At 64.2% G+C, this 20,173-nt stretch carries 16 protein-coding genes; 9 read left to right on the forward strand and 7 right to left on the reverse strand.

Annotated features, from left to right (window positions below; genetic code table 11):
• The first annotated feature begins 202 nt into the window (after positions 1 to 202).
• Positions 203 to 2,188 carry a hybrid sensor histidine kinase/response regulator gene (locus ACW17U_RS09990; RefSeq protein WP_492052259.1) on the forward strand — a complete coding sequence of 662 codons (1,986 nt, stop codon included), beginning with the start codon at positions 203 to 205 and terminating at the stop codon, positions 2,186 to 2,188.
• 87 nt (positions 2,189 to 2,275) lie between these two features.
• Here ACW17U_RS09990 and smpB read toward each other — a convergent pair whose 3' ends face one another.
• Positions 2,276 to 2,734 (reverse strand): SsrA-binding protein SmpB, encoded by a 459-nt coding sequence (gene smpB, locus ACW17U_RS09995; RefSeq protein ID WP_062145677.1) that lies wholly within the window; start codon positions 2,732 to 2,734, stop codon positions 2,276 to 2,278.
• Complete coding sequence (gene dapA, locus ACW17U_RS10000; protein ID WP_492052260.1) at positions 2,734 to 3,618, reverse strand: 4-hydroxy-tetrahydrodipicolinate synthase; 885 nt, start codon at positions 3,616 to 3,618, stop codon at positions 2,734 to 2,736. The genes smpB and dapA overlap by 1 nt, the downstream gene beginning before the upstream one ends.
• 244 nt (positions 3,619 to 3,862) lie before the next feature.
• On the opposite strand from dapA, the gene ACW17U_RS10005 reads away from it, so the two are divergent.
• A complete protein-coding gene (locus tag ACW17U_RS10005) occupies positions 3,863 to 5,968 on the forward strand; it encodes a lytic transglycosylase domain-containing protein (protein WP_166504162.1) in 2,106 nt (701 codons plus the stop codon).
• 2 nt (positions 5,969 to 5,970) lie between these two features.
• Here ACW17U_RS10005 and ACW17U_RS10010 read toward each other — a convergent pair whose 3' ends face one another.
• The 4 genes from ACW17U_RS10010 to ACW17U_RS10025 are packed head-to-tail and all read right to left on the reverse strand — an operon-like array spanning position 5,971 to position 9,157.
• The gene (locus ACW17U_RS10010; RefSeq protein WP_062145672.1) at positions 5,971 to 6,726 is read right to left on the reverse strand and encodes an ABC transporter ATP-binding protein; all 756 of its coding nucleotides are present in this window, start codon (positions 6,724 to 6,726) and stop codon (positions 5,971 to 5,973) included.
• Positions 6,723 to 7,769, reverse strand: coding sequence for a FecCD family ABC transporter permease (locus ACW17U_RS10015; RefSeq protein ID WP_062145670.1), 1,047 nt, complete (start codon positions 7,767 to 7,769; stop codon positions 6,723 to 6,725). The genes ACW17U_RS10010 and ACW17U_RS10015 overlap by 4 nt, the downstream gene beginning before the upstream one ends.
• Complete coding sequence (locus tag ACW17U_RS10020; RefSeq protein WP_492052262.1) at positions 7,706 to 8,518, reverse strand: ABC transporter substrate-binding protein; 813 nt, start codon at positions 8,516 to 8,518, stop codon at positions 7,706 to 7,708. The genes ACW17U_RS10015 and ACW17U_RS10020 overlap by 64 nt, the downstream gene beginning before the upstream one ends.
• Before the next feature lie 3 nt (positions 8,519 to 8,521).
• On the reverse strand, positions 8,522 to 9,157 hold the full coding sequence (locus ACW17U_RS10025) for a TetR/AcrR family transcriptional regulator (protein WP_062151348.1): 636 nt from the start codon (positions 9,155 to 9,157) through the stop codon (positions 8,522 to 8,524).
• 174 nt (positions 9,158 to 9,331) lie between these two features.
• Between ACW17U_RS10025 and ACW17U_RS10030 the strand changes: the two genes are divergently transcribed.
• Genes ACW17U_RS10030 through ACW17U_RS10040 form a run of 3 tightly spaced genes read left to right on the forward strand, consistent with a single transcriptional unit; the run spans position 9,332 to position 12,477 of the window.
• A complete protein-coding gene (locus tag ACW17U_RS10030) occupies positions 9,332 to 10,750 on the forward strand; it encodes a glycosyltransferase (RefSeq protein WP_492052263.1) in 1,419 nt (472 codons plus the stop codon).
• An 18-nt stretch (positions 10,751 to 10,768) separates the two neighbouring features.
• On the forward strand, positions 10,769 to 11,680 hold the full coding sequence (locus ACW17U_RS10035) for a class I SAM-dependent rRNA methyltransferase (RefSeq protein ID WP_492052265.1): 912 nt from the start codon (positions 10,769 to 10,771) through the stop codon (positions 11,678 to 11,680).
• A 5-nt stretch (positions 11,681 to 11,685) separates the two neighbouring features.
• Positions 11,686 to 12,477, forward strand: coding sequence for a TrmH family RNA methyltransferase (locus tag ACW17U_RS10040; protein ID WP_492052267.1), 792 nt, complete (start codon positions 11,686 to 11,688; stop codon positions 12,475 to 12,477).
• A gap of 336 nt (positions 12,478 to 12,813) precedes the next feature.
• Here ACW17U_RS10040 and hrpB read toward each other — a convergent pair whose 3' ends face one another.
• Positions 12,814 to 15,288 carry an ATP-dependent helicase HrpB gene (gene hrpB, locus ACW17U_RS10045; protein WP_492052269.1) on the reverse strand — a complete coding sequence of 825 codons (2,475 nt, stop codon included), beginning with the start codon at positions 15,286 to 15,288 and terminating at the stop codon, positions 12,814 to 12,816.
• Positions 15,289 to 15,387: 99 nt separating this feature from the next.
• On the opposite strand from hrpB, the gene ACW17U_RS10050 reads away from it, so the two are divergent.
• The 4 genes from ACW17U_RS10050 (at position 15,388) to ACW17U_RS10065 (ending at position 20,168) form a co-directional block, all read left to right on the forward strand.
• Positions 15,388 to 17,019: an amino acid permease gene (locus ACW17U_RS10050; RefSeq protein WP_166504159.1), complete on the forward strand. Its 1,632-nt coding sequence runs from the start codon at positions 15,388 to 15,390 to the stop codon at positions 17,017 to 17,019.
• Positions 17,020 to 17,120: 101 nt separating this feature from the next.
• Positions 17,121 to 17,840 carry an MBL fold metallo-hydrolase gene (locus tag ACW17U_RS10055; protein ID WP_492052271.1) on the forward strand — a complete coding sequence of 240 codons (720 nt, stop codon included), beginning with the start codon at positions 17,121 to 17,123 and terminating at the stop codon, positions 17,838 to 17,840.
• A gap of 121 nt (positions 17,841 to 17,961) precedes the next feature.
• Positions 17,962 to 18,726 carry a response regulator gene (locus ACW17U_RS10060; protein WP_062145659.1) on the forward strand — a complete coding sequence of 255 codons (765 nt, stop codon included), beginning with the start codon at positions 17,962 to 17,964 and terminating at the stop codon, positions 18,724 to 18,726.
• Positions 18,723 to 20,168, forward strand: a complete 1,446-nt coding sequence (locus ACW17U_RS10065) for an ATP-binding protein (protein ID WP_492052273.1) — start codon at positions 18,723 to 18,725, stop codon at positions 20,166 to 20,168. The genes ACW17U_RS10060 and ACW17U_RS10065 overlap by 4 nt, the downstream gene beginning before the upstream one ends.
• The last annotated feature ends 5 nt before the right edge of the window (positions 20,169 to 20,173 follow it).

A 20,173-nucleotide genomic window follows, 5' to 3' on the forward strand; every position in this document is an offset into this window, starting at 1 on the left:
CTCAAGGCAACAGGCCTTCAGATCCGCAACCCGGCTTCGAGACACCCACTCATTTTGGGTAATTTTTCTCGCCTAGTTTCGGCGAAGCATCCTACCGTCCCGTCAAAGGATCCAATGCGTTAAGCGATTGGCCGTCGACAGGATGGTGATGAGGCGAAACTCTTCCAGGCACCTTCAGGTTTGGCCGCTGAGCCTTCTGGCGATGACAGCGATCGCCCTGCTGGCATTGAGCTTGGTGCTCGGCGCGCGCCAGGTCGATCTGCGGGTCCGCAGCCACGAGGAGTTCCTGGTGCGTCAGGGCATTCGGGCTGAAACTCAGCAGCTCCTCAATGCCTTGATTCCGCAAACCGTCTGGGACGAAGCGGTTGTAAACCTCGACAACCAGTTCAGTGAGTCCTGGGCTCGGGATCACATCCCGATCTACCTGCGCCAAAGCATCGGCACCTGGAACTACCTGGTGGTCAATGGAGATGACCAGGCGGTTTGGGGCAGCCGCGACGCGGACCCCATGTCTGCGACCGACCTAGAAGCCTTCCGTCGCAGTGCCGGCCCGATTGTGGCCGAGATCCGAAAACAGGAAGCAGCCCGAAAGGCCAGCCCTGAGGCCGCCGCAGCAATCGCGACGCCGAAGATGGCAATCGTCGCCTCGCAGTTTGAAATGCGGGACGGACGTCCCTTCCTCTGGATTGCAAGCCTGGTGCAGCCTGATTTTCGCAAGGCTAGGCCGGCCAAGAGCAAGGCGGCCATTGTCATCGGTGGCGATTTCATCTCGCGCGCCCGTATGGACTCGTTAGAGCAGCGCTACAAACTCCAGCAGTTTCGCTTTGAACCGGGGGCCGGCCATGTCGGTGCCCATGAAGCCAGCACGACCTTCACCGCCTATCCGGGTGCTACGCCGGTCACTCTGATATGGCGCCCCGAACGTCCCGGAGCAGATCTGCTTCGCCAGTCGCTCTGGGTGATCTGCGGGGTAGTGGTCCTTCTTGCCGCGCTTGCCGCCGTGATGACGCACAGCACCAGGCAGGCCGCGCACAGTCTTCTCGCGAACCACCGCGCCCAGGCCGAGTTTCTGGCCAACATGAGTCACGAACTGCGCACCCCCCTGAACGGTGTGAATGCGCTCTCCGAAGCCCTGTCCAGGACCCAGTTGTCCGAGAGCCAGCGTGAAATGGCGGAGACCATTCACAAGTCGGGACAGATGCTCAGCCGACTTCTGTCCGATATCCTGGACCTGGCCAGGATCGACGCCAAAGGTCTGGCGCTTGAACCGGCTCCCTTCCTGCTCAGCGGTGCCGTGAAATCGATCGTCGATATCATGGCTCCAAGAGCACGTGAAAAGGGTCTGGACCTGCAACTCGACCTGCCCGCTGCTGCCAATAACTGGGTCATGGGCGATGCCGTCCGCATGGCTCAGATCCTGGGCAATCTCCTGTCCAACGCGATCAAGTTCACCGACCAAGGCCACGTGCGACTCTCGGTGCAGACTGCCTCAGACGGTAATCCTGACACTTGGCGCTTCGTTGTTGAGGACACCGGCGTCGGGTTCGAGCCTTCGCAGCAGGAGGTGATTTTCCAGCGCTTCCAACAGGGTGATGGCAGCGTCACGCGCCGTTTCGGCGGCACAGGACTTGGCCTGGCCATTTCCCGCGAACTCGCCAACATGATGGGCGGCTCACTGTCCGGTGAAGGGCGACCGGGTGTCGGGGCCGTTTTCACGCTGAACTTGCCCCTCACCGAGACGGTTGCGCACGCCCCGCAGCCTGCCGCGCCGCAAGCGCCCGAAAACAGCTTCCTCACCCAAGATCCAACGCCAAGGCGCGTGCTCGTCAGTGAAGACCATCCCATCAACCGGCTGGTTATCGAGACCCTGCTGCACGAACTGGGCATGACCGTGCAGTCGACGGAAAACGGACTGGAAGCCTGCGAAGCCTTCGAGTCTCAAGAGTTCGATCTGGTCCTTATGGACATGCAGATGCCCATAATGGATGGCCTGTCCGCCATTCGCCGGATCCGGTTGCATGAAGCTCACTTGGGCCAGTCGCCGACGCCGGTTATCATGATCACCGCCAACGCCTTGCCTGAACATGAAGCCGCCAGCCTTGATGCGGGGGCGGATCTGTTCATCACCAAGCCCCTGAGCGCCAAGTCCTTTTACAGCGCACTCAACACACTCAATCCCCCGGTGTGATGGCCCGCTAGGACATTTTCAGCAAGGCCGGGCTGTGGGTTGAGCGTGCGTGGACATTATGGCCTGACGAAAGCCTCAGCCGCAGGGTCAGTCGCCCCTGTCACCCTTCATCAGCCGCGCCTTGTCGCGCTGCCAGTCGCGCGCAGCTTCTGTTTCGCGCTTGTCGTGGTTCTTCTTGCCCTTGGCCAGCCCGATCTCAAGCTTGGCCAGGCCCTTTTCGTTCCAGTAGAGCTTCAGGGGAATGAGGGTACGGCCGTCACGCTGCACCGCACCGATGAGCTTTTCGATCTGCTTCTTGTGCAACAGGAGCGTGCGATGACGGCGCGGCTCATGATTGAAGCGGTTGGCGTGTCCATAGGGCGGGATGTCCGCATTGATCAGCTTGATCACGCGACCTTCGACCGAGGCGTAGGATTCGGCGATATTGGCCCGACCGACGCGCAGAGACTTGACCTCGGTGCCGGTCAGCATGATGCCGGCCTCGAAGGTTTCCTCGATAAAGTAATCGTACCGGGCGCGCCGGTTCTCCGCGATCGGCTTGGTCATCAGACCAGACCCGCCTCGCGCATGGCCTCCAGGATCGCCGGCTTTACGGCCTCGCTGCAGGGCGGGATCGGAAGGCGAACGTCAGGCTGGCACAGCCCCAGATGAGCCATGGCGAACTTTGTCGGCGAAGGCGATGCATCGAGGAAGAGCGCCTTGTGCAGCTTTACAAGCCGATCCTGGCCGTAGAGCGCGGCCTCCCAGGACCCCTGCAGGCAGGCATTGATGAAGGCGGAGCACGCTTCGGGCGCAACATTGCAGGTCACCGAGATCACCCCGTGACCACCATGAGCCATATAGCCCAGGGCGGTCGGATCATCCCCGGACAGCATCACCCAGTCGGGGCCACACAGCAGACGCTGCAGGCTGGCTCGGGCCAGATCGCCCGTGGCGTCCTTGATCCCGATGATGTTGGGCAGCTTGGCAAGCCGCGCCAGGGTCTCGTTGGAGATATCCACGCTGGCCCGGCTGGGCACATTGTAAACGAGCACCGGTAATTGAACGGCGTCATTAATGGCCTCGTAGTGGCGATACAGGCCTTCCTGGCTCGGACGATTATAGTAAGGGGTCACGACCAGCGCCGCATCTGCACCGACCGCCTTGGCATGCTGAACCAACTCGATGGCTTCAGCCGTCGAATTGCTGCCCGCGCCGGCGATCACAGGCACCCGGCCCTTCACGGTTTGGACGCAGAGCTCTACGACACGCTTGTGCTCGTCGTGACTCAGGGTCGAGGTTTCGCCGGTCGTACCGACAGGAACGACCCCATGAACGCCCCCCGCAATCTGCCGCTCAACGAGGGCCACAAATGCGGCTTCGTCCACAGCGCCGTCGCGGAAGGGCGTAATCAGAGCGGGAATGACGCCCTTGAACGGAGAATGGACCATGACTTGCAATTTGCCGTGAGAAGGGCGCCGCGAAGGTTGCGGCCAGACGATGGGAGCGGACAATATGTCGCCGCCCCGCCGTCCCGCAACAGGTGCGTCGGAGCAGGCAGCGGTTTGATGGTCCAAGCCCCGGGGGTCAAGCCCTTGAGGCCTCACAAAAACCGTTCCTTAGATGTCCTATGCTGTGATGGAACGCTTAAGCGGTGGCCGGTTCGATTCGGCCATCTGCGAAGGAGAACGGGTTTTGGCTTCAGTGATGCGTCGAATCTTGGTCGGAAGCGCCGGCTTGATGCTGGTGGGAAGCGTTGCAGGCGCCCAGACGTCCGGCCCGGTTCCGTATCAATCTTTGTCGCCCCCTCCCCTCGTCACCACGCCACCGACGGCGATTTCCAGCTCTCTGTCGGATGTCGAGGCCGAGAACTTGCGGATGGCGCTTGCCGCCGCCAAGAGCGGCGATGTCAGTCGCGCCCGACTGGCCATGGACGGCCTGCAGGATCCTATCGCTCGCAAGATCGCCCTTTGGGCCCTGATCGATAGTTCTGCAGAAGCGATGAGCTTTTTTGAGCTGGATTCGGCGCGTCGCGACCTGGCAGGCTGGCCGCGGAGCAGCCGCCGCGAAACCGCCGCTGAACGCCAGCTCTCGGTCTCGGGCCTCAGCCCGTCCCAGATCATAGCCTGGTTCGGCGGCGGAATGCCCGCCACAGCCGAAGGGGCGATGGCCCTGGCCACCGCCTACCAGGCTAGCGGCCGAAACCAGGAGGCCGTTGACCTGATCCGCCGCACGTGGCGCGACAAGGTCTTTGAAGTTGACGCCCAGCGCAGCATGGCCGGCCGGTTCGGCGCAATGCTCACGGCGGACGACTATGCCCGTCGCGCAGACATCCTGCTTTACGGTCAACAGGGCCCTGCTGCGCGGGACCTCGTCGATCTGCTGCCATCGGATCAGAAGGCCGCCGCACGGGTCCGCATGGCTTTTCGCCAGAATGCCGCCAGCGCCGTAGCTTTGTTCGAGGCCTTGGGTCCCGGCGACCAAGCGTCGCCTGGGGTGGTGTTTGAACGCGCGGCCTATCTTCGCCGCCGCGGCTTGGAAACCCTGGCGCTGCAACTGGTGCAGAACTTCCCGTCTCCGCCACCCACTGAAGAAGCGGCAACGGCGATCTGGAAGGAACGTCGCGCACTCGTCGTTTCAGCACTCAAGGCGGGGGACAACAGCGGAGCCTATGCTGCCGCTGCAAATACGGGCCTCGCGGCTGGTGCTGACGCGGCCGAAGCCGAGTTCTATGCTGGCTGGATCGCTCTGGCCAAGCTCAGGCAGCCTGATGCTGCTGCGCGCCATTTCGCCGCCATCGCTGCGATCGGCGCATCACCGATCACCAAGGGCCGGGCCCTCTTTTGGCAGGGTCGCGCCGCCGAGGCCCAGAATGACCCGATCGCTGCGCAGTCATTCTACGCTGAAGGTGCCCGTCACATTACGACCTTCTATGGCCAGCTTTCCGCCGAGAAGGCCGGCCTCACTGAAATTCGCCTTGAACGCGACCCGGTCATTACCGACGCCGACCGAGCCCGCTTCTATGGCCGTGAACTCGTGCGTGCCGCAAGGATCCTGGCAGATATCGGCGCGACCAATCAGTTTAGGTCGCTGGTGTTGTTCATCGACGACAACCTGCCGAATGCTGAAGAGACAGCTCTGCTGGTGGATCTCGCCAGGGGCTATGGCGATCAGGACCTGGCAATGCGCGCCGTCCGCACGGCGGCCCAAAGAGGATTCATCCTGCCCGAACGGGGCTACCCCCTGCTGGATCACCACTTCACGCCCGGGCCCGGTGCCGCCGAAACGGCGTTCGTCTATTCGATCTCACGCCAAGAGAGCAATTTCGATCCTGTCGCCCGCTCTGCACCCGGCGCACGCGGCATGATGCAGCTGATGCCCGCTACAGCCGCCCTGGTGGCGCGGCAGTTGGGGGAACGTCATTCGATCGATCGGTTGTCCGACCCGTCCTACAATATGCGTCTGGGCTCTACCTACCTTGGCAGCATGGTTGAGACCTTCAGTGGGTCTTACATCATGGCCGCCGCAGCCTATAACGCCGGGCCCGGTCGCCCTGCCCAATGGGCTACCCTTTGTGGCGACCCGCGAGGCGCAGCCACCGATCCGCTCGACTTCATCGAGTGCATTCCCTTTTCGGAGACCCGCAACTACGTGATGCGGACGCTTGAAACGACCATGGTCTATCGCGCCCGGCTGAACGGCGGGGCCACGCCCTTGACCCTGTCCCGAGAGCTCAAGCGCGGTGCCTATGTCTATGCGCCGGCCGTAGCCCAGGCTGATACAGCCTCCACCCAACCCTGATCCTAGAGGCGTCGCGCCGCCAAAACCGGGCCGGCCGCCGTCGCGATCACCTCCCCCTCCAGCCTGAACACCCTTGCAAGGATTTCAGGCGAAAGAGCCTCGGAGGGTTTGCCTTCAGCGACGACGCGACCAGCGTCAATGACGGTCAGGCGGTCACAGAAACGCGCCGCCAGGCTGAGATCGTGCAGCGTCACCGCCACGCCAGCACCGGCGGCAGCTTCGGACCGCAACAGTTCCAGGGTCAGAAGCTGGGCATCCGGATCCAGGCCGGCAATGGGCTCATCGGCCACCAGCAGCGGTGCCCGTGTCGCCAGCAAGCGAGCCAGCAATACCCGGGCCCGCTCTCCACCCGACATGTCCAGAACGCCGCGTTTCGCAAGGCCGGCGACACCGACGCGGGCGAGGCAATCGCGCGCTGTGATGAGGGCCTTCTCGTCTGGCAGATCGACTGCGCCCAGACTGGCGACCTGTTCGGCAATGAGGTTCCAGGTGACCCGCCGATCCTGGGGCAAATAGCCGACGCTTGCCGCAAGCCTTGCGGCGCTCAGGTTCTCGAGGCGGTGCTGCCCCATCCAGACTTCGCCCGCGGACCGTTTCAGAAGGCCCAGCCCTGCACGAAGCAGGCTGGTCTTGCCCGCACCATTGGGTCCCACAATGCCGACCACTTCGCCTGGCTGGACAATGAGGCTGGCGCCGTCGAGCACGGACTGGCCGCCTTGCGCGGCCTTCAGGCTCGCCAAGGTCCAGGCGGCGGTCATGCCCGCCAGCTCCGGGACGCCCGCCAGGCCAGTAAGGCAAAGGCAGGCGCGCCAAACAGGGCTGTGACGACGCCGAGCTTCAGCTCCTGCTCCGTCGGCACGATACGCGCAACGAGATCGGCGAGAACCAACAACAGAGCGCCAGCCAGGGCCGATGGCCACAGAAGCAGACGTGGATCGTCCTTGACCAGCGCCCGAACCATGTGGGGCGCTGCAAGACCGACAAAGCCGATGACGCCCGCACCCGCTACGGCAGCTCCGGTCAAGAGGGATGCTCCGGCCAGGGCATAGACCCGAAGGCGGACCATCGGCAGACCGGACATGGCGGCGACTTCCTCACCCAGGGTGAGCATGCGAAGGCCCTGCCCTGCCTTCAGACAGAGCGCGGCACCGACAACCATCGGGACCAGGGTCCTTGCATTGTCTGACCAGTCGCGATTTTCGACCGACCCCATCAGCCAGGCCAGCACCTCGGCGATCGCCACTGGCGACGGAGACAGATTGAAGACGAGAGCGGTCAGGGCTCCGCCGAAGGCCGAAATGGCGACACCCAGCAGGATCAGGGCATCCGGTTCGCGGAGGCGGGTCGCGAGGCCAACGACGGCACCACCGGCCGCAAGGGCACCCAGCAGGGCCGCCAGCTCAATCGCACCAGGAATGACAGCCAGACCCGCAGCGATCGCCAGGGCTGCCCCCAAACCCGACAGAGCCGATACGCCCAGGACGCCCGGATCCGCCAGGGGGTTGCGAAGCAAGCCCTGCATTGTGGCTCCTGCCAGGCCGAGGGCCGCGCCGACCAGGGCCGCCATCGCCACGCGCGGCGCGCGGATCGTCCACAAAACCTCACCTGGCGGTGACAGGGGGTGAAGCATAGCTTGGCGGTATTGGTCCCAAGCCAGTGATGTTTCACCAAACAGAACCCCACCGACAACGGCCAGGGCCAGCAGGCCCAGCATAGCCAGACAAAGACGCATCACACTCATGGCTCGGTCCGCGCCTTGGCCAGTTGCGTCACGGCATCTGCCGCGAACCAGGCCGGACACCCCACCTCAGCAGCCGGCAGGGAAGCGATCGTGCGATCAGTGGTGACACGCTTGAGCGCCGCGTGCCGTCCAGCGCCCCAGCGGTCAGATCCGGCGCGGGTCAGATCAAAAAAGCCGAGCACCACCGCCCGGGGCGGTGCGAGCACCAGGTTTTCAAGCGGCGCAGGGCTGAAAAAGGGCCGGCTGACTGCATTGGACAGGCCTGAAGCCTTGAGTATCGCGTCAATCAGGGTCCCGGGACCGGCCGTATAGCCGCCCGGGGTCAGGTAGAGCGCTCGCTTGCCCTTCCATGCGGCTGTAGCGGCATCGAGTTGTTCATCCATCCGGCCAATCAGCGCCTCGCCGGCCGCCTCGCGGTTCAGAGCGTTCGCCACTCGCCGGATGTTGACGCGTACGGCCGGAAAATCAGCGGCATCATCAATCCGGACCGTCCGAACGCCACGTCGTTCCAGGGCTGCGATTAAGCGCGCGTCGCCACCCCAGTGGCGCACGACAATCTGAGGGCGTGCCGCGACGAGGTTTTCTACCGTCGCCCTCCGAAGCGGCAGGCCCGCAGCATGGCCGCGCATGTAAGAATCCTGGGCCGTCGCTCGATACGACAGGCCAACAATAGAGTCGCGCGGCGCGATCGCGAGAACATATTGATCGGCACAGGAGTCCAGCGACATGACGCGCGGAGCAGCTGCCGCAGTCGAATGGGCGACCATAATCGCCGCAGCGAAGGCACCGAACAACCGGACGATCTTCACCAATCAGTCCGTGACGAGGCCGTTCAACAGACCATCCAGCATGACGCCCATCAAGTCCTCTGACGACGACCAGGTCCGGTTCGGCTTGGTTATGAGGAGTGACACCAGCCCATGGCACCCCGCCCAAAGCACCTCAGCCGCGCTCTGGGCCGTGCCTGAACGCAGCCGCCCGGCCGCCGCGATCTCCCGGAAGGGCTCGCTGAACTTCTCGAAGCACCGATCGCCAAGTTCAAGGGTCCCAGCCTGTTTTTCGACCGAGATACTGGCCCCGGAACCGCAGAAGACCAGTTCGTAGGTATTCGGGTTCTCAAGCGCAAAGCGCATATAGGCTTCAAGCATCAGCCTCACCCGCGAGACGGGATCGATCTGACGCCCACCGATATCCGTATTGAGGTTCAAAAGCCGTTCGATCGCACCATCGCTGATCTCGAGCAGGATCTGGTCCTTGTCGCGGAAGTGCATGTAGAGGGCGGTTGAGGACACCCCTACGGCATCGGCGATCTTGCGAATGGTCGCACCGGCATAGCCTTCGGCGATAAAGATTTTTTCCGCGGCCGCCAGAATCTCGCCGCGACGCAAGTGCCCGTCACCTTTCGGCTTTCGAGCGGACTTGTGCGGATTCTTCAAAACCAGCGTCACGGCCTGCATGTCCCCTGCATTTCCCCTTGGGACAACACTAAACGTGAATCACCCAGACGTCGCAAGGCAACACCGCATCAAACCTAAAACGCGTGTTTTTATGTTTGACACTTTTTAGTTGCGGAGCGTCTACTGGTCGCCCGGAGATCGAGCTTTCCAACTAGGGCGGGCGAGATGGCGCGTGAGACCTGGGGTGTGGCTTCTGCCGACGTTCGGCCGTCGACGACGGCTATGACGGAGTGCACTGGCCCGTCCGATCAGGACTGGGATGACGGCGCTCACGTCACATTCGGCAAACTGCAGTGGTTTGCTCTGGGCGTGATCATGGCCGGGGCCCTGCTGATCAGCCTGTACTCGCCCTCACTTCTGGTCCTTGGCCTGTATGGCCTTTTCTATGCGGTCTTTGTCGCGGGCAACTGCGTCAGGCTGGCTGCCATTCTGACTCCACGCCGCAAACACCACTGCCCCGCGCTCTGCGACGCGGATCTGCCGGACTACACCTTGATTGTGCCGCTCTATCGCGAAGCTGAGGTGGCCCAGGAATTGGTCGGCAATCTCTCCCGCCTCAACTATCCCCGTGACCGTCTGCAGGTCCTGATCGTTCTGGAAGCGGATGATCAGGCCACACGCAGTGCCTTTCTCGCCTTGGACCTGCCGTCCTTCGTCCAGGTGGTGATAGCGCCGCCTGGCCACCCCCGCACCAAGCCTCGGGCCTGCAACTTCGCGCTCTCGCAAGCCAGGGGCTCCCTGGTGGTGATCTATGACGCTGAGGACGCACCGGATCCGCAACAGCTACGGGAAGCCGCAGCGCGATTCGCGGCTGAAGCGCCGGACCTGGCCTGTCTCCAGGCCCCGCTCCGGATTGAAAAACTTGGCTATCTCGCCTTTATCCCCGAGCAGTTCCAGCTTGAATATGCTGCGCTTTTCGAGGTCCTGCTTCCCGCCTATGCGCGCTGGGGCCTGCCCTTCCCCCTGGGTGGCACAAGCAATCACTTCAGGATGTCGGCACTGCGGGCCGTGGGAGGCTGGGATCCCTACAATGTGACCGAAGACGCCGATATCGGCTTTCGGCTCGCGGCGGCCGGATTTCGACTGGACACGATCGAACACCCAACCTTCGAGACCGCGCCGACCTCACTGGAGCAGTGGGGCCCGCAAAGAGCGCGCTGGATCAAGGGACATCTGCAGACCCTTGCCGTCCATGTCCGCGGCAAGACCCGACAGCAGCCACGCGCCCTGCTCGCCCTGTTCCTGACGCTTGCCTTGCCGATCACCGCTTCGAACCTGCATGCACCCGCCATGCTGATCGCGGGCCTTGGCCTGATCACTGACTGGATGGCCGATGGCGAACCGTCCGTGACCCTCGCAGACCTGACGCTTTACATGTTCGGATGGACGGTCTCGGCGGTCTGTGCAGCGGTCGGTTTGAGGCGTATGGGCGAAAAGCCTCGCTACCTGCCCCTGTTTGGGATGGTCGGTTACTGGATGATGTGGGCCGTGGCTTCGCCCCGAGCGGTGTGGCAATTCTTCGTTGCGCCCCATCACTGGGATAAGACCTCGCACACGCCGCGCACTGGACGGCCATCACCCTGAAAGCGTATGGGCCAGATGATGAGCCCGACGATCGCCTCCGCCCCCATTGTGATGCGCACCACCGGATGGAGCGACTACGCCCTGCTGGACAGCGGCCATGGCAAGAAGCTGGAGCGCTATGGCCGTTACACGGTCGTGCGCCCCGAGCCGCAATGCTTCTGGTCGCCGCGCCTGCCCGCCAAAGCCTGGGAAGACGCCGATGCCGTGTTTGACCCTTCCGACGAGGACGAGGCCGGCCGCTGGCGCTTCAAGGGCCAACCGATCGAGAAGTTTCCCCTGGGCTGGGGTGAGGCCAGATTCCACGGCCAGTTCACGCCCTTCCGCCACCTGGCCTTTTTCCCTGAGCAGGCCGCCAACTGGGCCTGGCAGGACGAGCGCGTTCGCGCTTTCGCCAAGGCTTCAGGACGCCCGCCCAAGATCCTGAATCTGTTCGGTTATACGGGCGTAGCTTCGCTGGTCTGCGCCGCCGCCGGCGCGGCTGTGACCCATGTCGATGCCTCGAAGAAGTCGGTCGGCTTTGCCCGTGAGAACGCTGCCTTCGCGGACCTCGCAGACAAACCGATCCGCTGGATCGTCGAGGACGCGCGCAAGTTCGTGGCCCGCGAGGTGCGGCGCGGCAATGTCTATGACGGCATCATCCTTGACCCGCCCAAGTTCGGACGCGGCGCCGACGGAGAGGTCTGGCGCCTGTTCGAGGACCTGACGGAACTTACCGCCAACTGCGCCCAGCTGCTCAGTGACGATGCCGCGTTCCTGCTGATGAATGCCTATGCCGCCCGCGTCTCGGGCGCGGCGATGTCGGGCCTGCTTGCTCAGGTCCTGAACGGCCGCGATGGCGTCATCGACTGGGGCGAGCTATCGCTGGTCGAGGAAAGGGGCGACCGACAGATCGGTCTCTCGTTCTTCGCTCGCTGGTCTTCGCAAGGGTGAGCGCGATGAACGCCAAGACCGTCACCTCCCTCTCCAACAACACCGTCAAGGCCGTCCGCGCCCTGCACATGCGCAAGGAGCGCGAGGAGAGCGGCCTGTTCCTGGCCGAGGGACTGAAGATCGTCATAGAGGCGATCGACTGTGGTCACGCCCCCAGGATCATCATGTACGGCCGCGACGCCGCCGATCATCCGATGCTGCAGAAGGCCTCGCAGGCCTGCCTGAAGGCCGGCGGCGAAGTCATTGAGGTCAATCGGGAAATCCTCGAAAAAGTGTCGCGTCGCGACAACCCCCAGGCCGTGGTCGGGGTGTTCAAGCAGGTGTTCACGCCGCTGGACGCCATCGTTCCGCAAAGCGCGCCCTGCTGGGTGGCCATGCAGGCGGTCCGCGACCCCGGCAACCTTGGGACTGTCATCCGCACAGCCGACGCGGCCGGCTGCGGTGGCGTGATTCTGGTCGGCGACTGCGTCGATCCCTATTCAGTCGAGGGCGTCCGCGCGACCATGGGCTCGATCTTCGCGGTCAAGATCGCCAAGGCCTCGATCCAGGAGTTCCTGGCCTGGCGCGAGACTTGGCCCGGCTCGGTGGTCGGCACCCTGCTGACGGCCACGGTCGACCACAAGAGCGCAGACTATGTGAAGCCGTCGCTGATCCTGATGGGCAATGAGCAGCAGGGCCTGCCGCCAGAACTGGCGGCCGCGTGCGACGTCAACGTCAAGATCCCGATGCGGGGTCGGGCTGACAGCCTGAACCTCTCGGTGGCGACGGGGATCATGATCTATACTGTGACGGGGTAGGCGCTAGGAGGACAACCATATGCGTTGGCTTTACGGAATGCTCGCGAGCGTAATGTTCGTGGCTCTCGTGGGCATGACCCTGGCGGGCTACGAACAGACGCGTGTGATCGGCTATGTTCTCTGGTTCGCCTTTCCCTGCCTTTGGCTAGTGCTTGGCAATAGCGTCCGATGCCCCCGCTGCGGCAAACACATTTGGGACAACGGACGCGGGTACGTTGCTCCCTGGATACCTATGCCCACCGAGTGCGTAGGATGTGGCCGCAGCAAGTCAGACTGGTGGCCTTTCCAATGGCTCCTGAAGCCTGAACCCAAGTCAGACGACCACACCCCGCCGCCCTAGGTCCCCCTCGGCTTCGCCTTCGTCGTTGGCGCAGCAGCCGCCGGGTCATCCGGCCAGACATGCCGGGGATAGCGGCCCTTCATCTCGACCTTCACCTCGCGCCAGGAACCCTTCCAGAAGCCCGGCAGGTCGCGGGTGATCTGGATTGGCTTGTGGCCCGGCGACAGCAACGAAAGCACCAGCGGGATCTTGCCGCCGGCGATGCTGGGATGCTCGGTCAGGCCAAACAGCTCCTGTACCCGGATGTCGATGCGCGGCCCGGCCTCGGCGGCGTAGTCAATGGCGACGGTCGTGCCGGTCGGGGCCTTGAAGCGGGCCGGAAGGGCGGCGTCGATCCTCTGCTGCTGGTCCCATGGGATCAGGGCGCGGATCGCGCCGTCCAGCGTACTTTCATCAAGCGCCGAAAGGGACGAGCGGCCATGTAGCAGCGGCTCCAGCCATTCCTCGATCCGCCCCAGCAGTACGGCGTCCGAAAGGTCCGGCCAGACTTCGCCATCGAGGGCACGCAGGAAGGCCACGCGGTCGCGCAGCCCCTGAACGCCATCGCCCAGCCGCAGCGCGGAAAGCCCCTCCGAACGGACCTGATCCAGCAGGGCACTGGCAATCAGGGCCGGGTCAGGCCGGTCAATCAGCCGTTCCTCAAGGACGAGACGCCCCAGACGCAACAACCGCTTGGCGCGGACCTTGCCGCCGGGGCTGGTCTCCAGCCGGTCTTCGGCGGTCAGGCGATCGGCAAAGGCCTCGCGCAGGGCCGCCTCGTCGACGGCAGCGGCCAGCAAGATGCGGTCGCGACTTTCGCCGCCGCCCAGTTCGCCCACGGCCAGCCAGGTCTCGCGGGCCAGAGGATCGGTAGGCTCCATGTAAACACCGCGCCCCCCAGCCAACTGGAACTCGCCCGGCCTGCCGCGCGCCCTAGCCACGCGCTCGGGATAGGCCTCGGCCAGCATCAGGCCCTCCTCCAGCATCGTGGCACCTGACGGCTTGCCGGCCGCCCGGGCCCAGCGGTCGGCCAGGGCCTGGGCGTCCCGAGCCCGGGGCGAGCGGTCCCGGCCGAGGTTTTCGAGCCGACGGCGCAGATCGATGTCACGACCACCCAGCCCTTGCTCGGTCAGCAGGGCAGCAACCTGCGCCCCGCGCAGGGCCTGGCCCGAGGCGGCGGCGCGGACGACCATGTGGGCGATGCGCGGCGGCAGAGGCATGTCGGCCAGGGCCTTGCCATGGCCCGTCAGATCGCCCTGCCCGTCGAGGGCCTGGATCCGCTGCAGCAGGGCCCGCGCTTCGGCAAAGGCAGCTGCCGGCGGCGGATCCATGAAGCAGAGGCCTCCGGCGTCGCGCACGCCCCAGCGGGCCAGGTCCAGGGCCAGGCGCGACAGGTCAGCCTCGAGAATTTCCGGCCGCGCGAAGGCCAGCAGCGAACGGGTCTCCGGCTCGTCCCACAGCCGGTAGCAGACACCGGGCTCGGTCCGACCTGCCCGCCCCCGGCGTTGGTCGGCGGCGGCGCGGCTGACCCGGACTGTGTCGAGCCGGGTAATGCCGCTGGCGGGGTCATAGCGCGGCACCCGGGCGAGACCGGCATCAATCACCACCCGCACGCCTTCGATGGTCAGGCTGGTCTCGGCGATCGACGTGGCCAGCACCACCTTGCGCCGTCCCGGCGGTGCAGCAGCAATGGCGCGGTCCTGTATGGCCGGATCCAGAGCGCCATAGAGCGGGGCAAGATCGACGTCGGGCCGGCGCAGGCGTTCGGCCAGCCAGGACTCCACCCGACGGATTTCCCCCTGCCCCGGCAGGAAGACCAGCAAGCTTCCGGTCTCTTCGGCCAAGGCGCGCTCGACGGCACGCCCAACCCGCTCTTCCAGCCGCAGGCGCTCATCTCGGCCGAGATAGCGGGTATCGACGGGGAACATCCGCCCCTGGCTCTCGATCACCGGCGCATCACCCAGCAAGGCCGAGACCCGGGCCCCGTCGAGGGTTGCCGACATGACCAGTAGGCGAAGGTCATCGCGCAGAACGCTCTGGACATCCCGGGTGAAGGCCAGGCCCAGGTCTGCGTCGAGGCTGCGCTCATGGAACTCGTCAAAAATGACGGCGGCTACGCCTTCCAGACCCGGATCGTCGAGAATCATCCGGGTGAAGACCCCCTCGGTGACGACCTCGATCCGCGTCTGGCCCGAAACTTTTGACTGCAGCCGGACGCGAAAGCCCACGGTTTGCCCCACCGCTTCGCCCAGAGTGTCGGCCATGCGGGCGGCGGCGGCACGAGCGGCCAGCCGGCGCGGCTCAAGAACGATGATTTTCCGTCCCAGGGCCCAGGACTCGTCCAGCAGGGCCAAGGGAACGGCGGTCGTCTTGCCCGCGCCCGGCGGGGCCACGAGCACCGTCGCATGGGAAGCGAGCAGCGACGCCTTCAGCGCGGGCAGGACATTCTCGATCGGCAGCATCAGGGGGAGGCATAGACCCTGAGAACGCATCCGTCACCGCAAGGCGTTGCGCGAAGTCGCCTCTCTGACTAACGTCCCGGCCCAATGCCTGACCGGCGGGGGTTCGCTGGTCGTTGGGGAACGAAACACATGGCCGGAAACAGGCTGTTTTTGAAAAAATCGATCGCGAGCATCCAAAAGGAAGCCGCACACAGCCAGCTGAAGCGAACGCTGGGTCCTCTCAATCTGATGAGCCTGGGTATCGGGGCCATTATCGGTGCCGGCATTTTCGTGCTCACCGGCCAGGTGGCTTCGGCCAATGCCGGCCCGGCGATCATGCTGTCATTCATCGTCGCCGGCATCGCCTGCGCGCTTGCCGGCCTGTGCTACGCTGAACTGGCATCGACCATGCCTGTCTCGGGCTCGGCCTACACCTATGCCTATGGCACCCTGGGCGAGGTATTCGCCTGGATCATGGGCTGGCTGCTGGTTCTGGAATACGGCGTCGCCGCCTCAACGGTCGCGGTCGGTTTCTCCGGCTACATTGTCAGCTTCCTCAAAGACTTCGGGGTTCATTTCCCCGCAATCATGGTCGCCGGTTCTGAGGCGCCGATGTGGGCCACACCGCTGATCCAAGCCGTCCCCACCGAAGCGGGCGGCACGGTTTTCGCTTTGACCGGAACGCTGAACGTCGTCGCCGCGGTCGGTATTGCTCTGGTTTCACTGCTGCTGGTGGTTGGGGTCAGCGAGTCGGCAAACGTCAACAACGCGATCGTCGTCATCAAGATCATCGTTCTGCTGACGTTCATCGCGGTTGGCGTTCAGTACATCAACCCGGCCAACTGGCACCCCTTCATCCCTGAACCCACCGGCCAGCCCGGCGAATTCGGCGCAGGCGGAATCTTCCGCGGCGCGGCGATCATCTTCTTTGCCTACGTTGGTTTCGAAGCTGTCTCGACCGCCGCAGCTGAAGCCAAGAACCCCTCCAAGGACGTGCCGATCGGCATCCTGGGTGCCCTTGTCATCTGCACCTTGATCTACATGGCTGTCGCCGCCGTCATGACCGGCGTCGTCCCGTACAAGGAACTCGCAAGCCCGGCTCCCATCGCTGTCGCCATCGACCGCATGGGCCTGGAATGGGCGAATTTCCCCTGGCCCTTCGTTGAAAGCGGTCAGATGAACGCCATCAGCCTGATGATCAAGGTTGGCGCGATCACCGGCTTGGCGTCGGTGATGCTGGTCCTTTGCTACGGACAAACGCGGATCTTCTACACCATGGCCCGGGACGGCTTGCTGCCGCCGGTCTTCGCCGCGATCCACCCGAAGTTCCGCACACCGTGGATGGGCACGATCCTGCTGGGTATCGTCATCGCCATCGCCGCCTCGTTCCTCCCGATCAGCCTGCTGGGTGACCTGGTCTCGCTGGGAACGGCCGTTGCCTTCTCGATCGTCTGTCTGTCGGTGATCTATCTGCGCATCAAACACCCGGACCTGCCGCGCCCCTTCAAGGTGCCGGGCGGGATCTTCACGGCCGTTCTGGGCATCCTGGCCTGTCTGTTCCTGGCCTTCCAGAACTTCCAGCCGATGATCGTTCACGCCATGAATGACAACCCGCTGCCTCTCATGATCCTGGGCGGTTATGCGGCGGTGGGTGCCGTGATCTACATCGCCTACGGCTACTGGCACTCCAAGCTCGCCAAGGGCATCGACATCACCGACGATTCCCAGCTTGAAGGTGCCGCTGAAGCCTTCGGCAAGGGCGTCGATGACGTGAAGAAATAGGCCTGAAATCAGCCTGTTGTGATTGGAGGCCCGGGAGCGATCCCGGGCCTTCTTTCTTGGGCGATCGACAGCGCCTATGTTGACCGCTTCAAGGAGTTCCCGTGAGCCAGACCCAGCTTCCGATCCGCGCCGTCATCGCACCGGTCACCCCCCTGCAGCAGAATTGCACCATCGTCTGGTGCGCCAGGACCCTGAAGGCCGCTGTGATCGATCCGGGTGGAGAGGTGCCGCGCCTGATGCGAGCTCTGGCCGATCAGGGCCTGACGCTGGAGAAGATCTGGATCACGCACGGTCATATGGACCATGCCGGCGGTGCAGCTGAGCTGAAGCGCCTGACCGGGGTGCCGATCGAAGGCCCCCACCGGGATGACCAGTTCTGGATCGACCAGATCCAGACCAGTGGCGAGCGCTACGGGATTCCTGAAGCCAGAATTTTCGAACCAGACCGTTGGCTTGAGGATGGCGACCGGGTCACGCTGGGTGAAACCGAGTTCGAGGTCTATCACTGCCCTGGCCACACCCCGGGCCATGTCGTGTTCTTCCACCGTGAAGCCCGGTTTGCCCAGGTTGGCGATGTTCTATTCCAGGGCTCGATCGGCCGGACGGATTTTCCGCGCGGCAACCACCAGGATTTGCTCGACTCCATCACCCAGAAACTATGGCCGCTGGGCGGCGATGTTCGCTTCGTTCCGGGTCACGGCCCGATGTCCAGCTTTGCCGCTGAACGCCGCAGCAATCCCTATGTCAGCGACCTCGCCATCGAGGCCCAGACTATAGCGGGCCCCGACTATGCCATTCCGAAGAACACTTCACCGGGCTAGCGGCAGGATTTGGATCGCGTCCGCCGTCCCTGGTCGATGGAGGCACAAATCGAAGGGTCTGGTTGCGCAGCTGTTTCAGGCGTGAAATCTGGCCGCCATGGGAACATGAGAGGAGCATCTCATGGAAACCGTTCCAAACACCGGCTTCGCGGCCGATCCGGAGAGTTTGCGCCACGCCACATCGCGCATTCTCATTGTTGATGACGACCCCGGAATTCGCGACGTCGTCTCGGACTTCCTCGGACGCCACGGCTACGCCGTGGAAACGGCATCGGACGCCAGGACCATGGAGCAGGTACTGGCGCGGGGGCCGGTTGATCTGATCGTTCTGGACGTCATGCTGCCCGGCGAGGATGGCCTGGCCATCTGCCGGCGACTGTCAGCTCAGGACGGCCCCGCGATTATCATGCTGTCGGCCATGGGTGATGAGACTGACCGCATCGTGGGCCTTGAACTCGGGGCGGATGACTATCTGCCCAAACCCTGTAATCCGCGGGAACTGCTGGCGCGCATTCGAGCGGTACTAAGGCGTCGGCAGGAGCCGCGGAACAGTGATGACGGCATCGGCGCAGCCTGTGAATTTGCCGGCTGGCGACTGGATCTGGTTCGCCGCGAATTGCGCTCGCCCCAGGCTGTGGTCGTGAACCTGTCCAGCGGCGAGTTTTCCCTGCTTCGCGCCTTTGTCGAGCGCCCCCAGCGGGTCCTGACCCGAGACCAGCTCCTGGACCTGGCCCGCGGCCGGGAGTCCGATGCCTATGACCGCGCCATCGATGTCCAGATCAGCCGTCTAAGGCGAAAGCTGGACGATGGCGGCGGCAGTGAGCTCATCCGCACGATCCGGAGCGAAGGCTACATGTTCACCGCCAAGGTCTTGCGCACACCATGAGCCCGCATCGCCGCAGCGCGCCCCTGTTCGTGCAGGCGCTAGGACTGGTGACGCTGACCCTGGTAGCGGCTCAACTGATCGCTATCGCGGTCATCTTCACACTGCCGCCGCCCCCGCCCGAACTTTATCGGCTGTCTGAGATCGCGCGCGCCCTGAAGACCGGGCACATGGTTCAGCCCCGCGACGGCCGTGCGCTGGTTGTGCAGCCGCGTGCCAACATGCCGTCAGGAGGCCCCGACTCCGCCCGACGCGCCGAATTCAAGGCCGGTATCGGCCGGGCCCTCGATGTCGCGCCCGAGCGCATCGAGATCGTCACAGACAACGGACCGCGCTTCTTCGTCCGTCGCTTCAAGGCTTCTTCCGCTGAAAAACCTGGCGGCACTGGAGATCCAGGCGAACCAGGACGTCAGGGTCGCCCAGTTGATCCCCGTGATCCGTCTATCGCGCGCCGGCCCACGCCGGCTGGCGAGCCCGGCGCTCGTGCCGCCCCGCCTCGCGATGAACCCTTCATTTTCGGGGATTTCAAACTCGGCGTACGGCAACAGGGCGGCACCTGGATGGTTGTCGAGCCCAAGCCAAGCTTCCGTTTCGACAGCTGGCAGCAAAGAATCCTGCTGATCCTGGTTCTGTCGGTGCTGGCCGTGGCCCCCCTGGCCTGGTTGTTCGCTCGCCGACTTGCCGAGCCGATCAGCGCCTTCGCCGATGCGGCCGAGCGACTGGGTCGTGATCCGCGAGCGGCACCCCTGGACCTTTCCGGGTCAACCGAGGTCACCGCAGCCGCCAAGGCTTTCAACATGATGCAGGAGCGCCTCCGCCGTTATGTCGAAGACCGGACCGCCATGATCGGGGCGATCGCCCACGATTTGCGAACGCCTTTGACCCGCTTGAGGTTCAGGATCGAGGCGACTCCTGATGAGGTCCGGACCAAGCTCGCGGCAGATATCGACCAGATGGAAGCCATGATCTCGGCGGCCTTGGCCTTTGTCCGTGACACCAATCGCCCCGCTGAACGCACCAAGCTGGAACTGGCCTCGCTCCTGGAAAGCGTGATGGACGAGGCTGCCGAAACCGGGGGCCAGGCCGCCGTCGAACAGGCAGAAAGGATTGTGATCGAGGGCGACTCCATTGCCCTCAAGCGCCTGATCGTCAATCTGGTCGATAATGCTCTGAAGTATGGGCATTCGGCGCGGGGACGGATTTTCGCACAGGGCGATACCGCGATCATTGAGATCGACGATGATGGCCCCGGCATACCGCCCGCTGAACTGGACCGTGTTTTCGAGCCGTTCTTCCGTGGCGAGCCATCACGCAATCGCGAGACGGGTGGCATCGGTCTGGGCTTGGCGGTCGTCCGCTCCCTGGCCCGCGCACACGGCGGTGACGTCACTCTGACCAATCGTCCCGGCGGCGGCTTGCGAGCCAGCGTAAGGCTGCCGATCTGACCCAG

The organism is Caulobacter sp. AVps16 (assembly GCF_058681455.1).

What these genes read in the sequence shown, in the direction of transcription:
- ACW17U_RS09990 (WP_492052259.1), top strand. Translation starts at nt 203, where the DNA reads ATGACAGCGATCGCCCTGCTGGCATTGAGCTTGGTGCTCGGCGCGCGC.
- smpB (WP_062145677.1), bottom strand. Translation starts at nt 2,734, where the DNA reads ATGACCAAGCCGATCGCGGAGAACCGGCGCGCCCGGTACGATTACTTT.
- dapA (WP_492052260.1), bottom strand. Translation starts at nt 3,618, where the DNA reads ATGGTCCATTCTCCGTTCAAGGGCGTCATTCCCGCTCTGATTACGCCC.
- ACW17U_RS10010 (WP_062145672.1), bottom strand. Translation starts at nt 6,726, where the DNA reads ATGACCGCCGCCTGGACCTTGGCGAGCCTGAAGGCCGCGCAAGGCGGC.
- ACW17U_RS10030 (WP_492052263.1), top strand. Translation starts at nt 9,332, where the DNA reads ATGGCGCGTGAGACCTGGGGTGTGGCTTCTGCCGACGTTCGGCCGTCG.
- ACW17U_RS10035 (WP_492052265.1), top strand. Translation starts at nt 10,769, where the DNA reads ATGAGCCCGACGATCGCCTCCGCCCCCATTGTGATGCGCACCACCGGA.
- ACW17U_RS10040 (WP_492052267.1), top strand. Translation starts at nt 11,686, where the DNA reads ATGAACGCCAAGACCGTCACCTCCCTCTCCAACAACACCGTCAAGGCC.
- hrpB (WP_492052269.1), bottom strand. Translation starts at nt 15,288, where the DNA reads ATGCGTTCTCAGGGTCTATGCCTCCCCCTGATGCTGCCGATCGAGAAT.
- ACW17U_RS10050 (WP_166504159.1), top strand. Translation starts at nt 15,388, where the DNA reads ATGGCCGGAAACAGGCTGTTTTTGAAAAAATCGATCGCGAGCATCCAA.
- ACW17U_RS10060 (WP_062145659.1), top strand. Translation starts at nt 17,962, where the DNA reads ATGGAAACCGTTCCAAACACCGGCTTCGCGGCCGATCCGGAGAGTTTG.
- ACW17U_RS10065 (WP_492052273.1), top strand. Translation starts at nt 18,723, where the DNA reads ATGAGCCCGCATCGCCGCAGCGCGCCCCTGTTCGTGCAGGCGCTAGGA.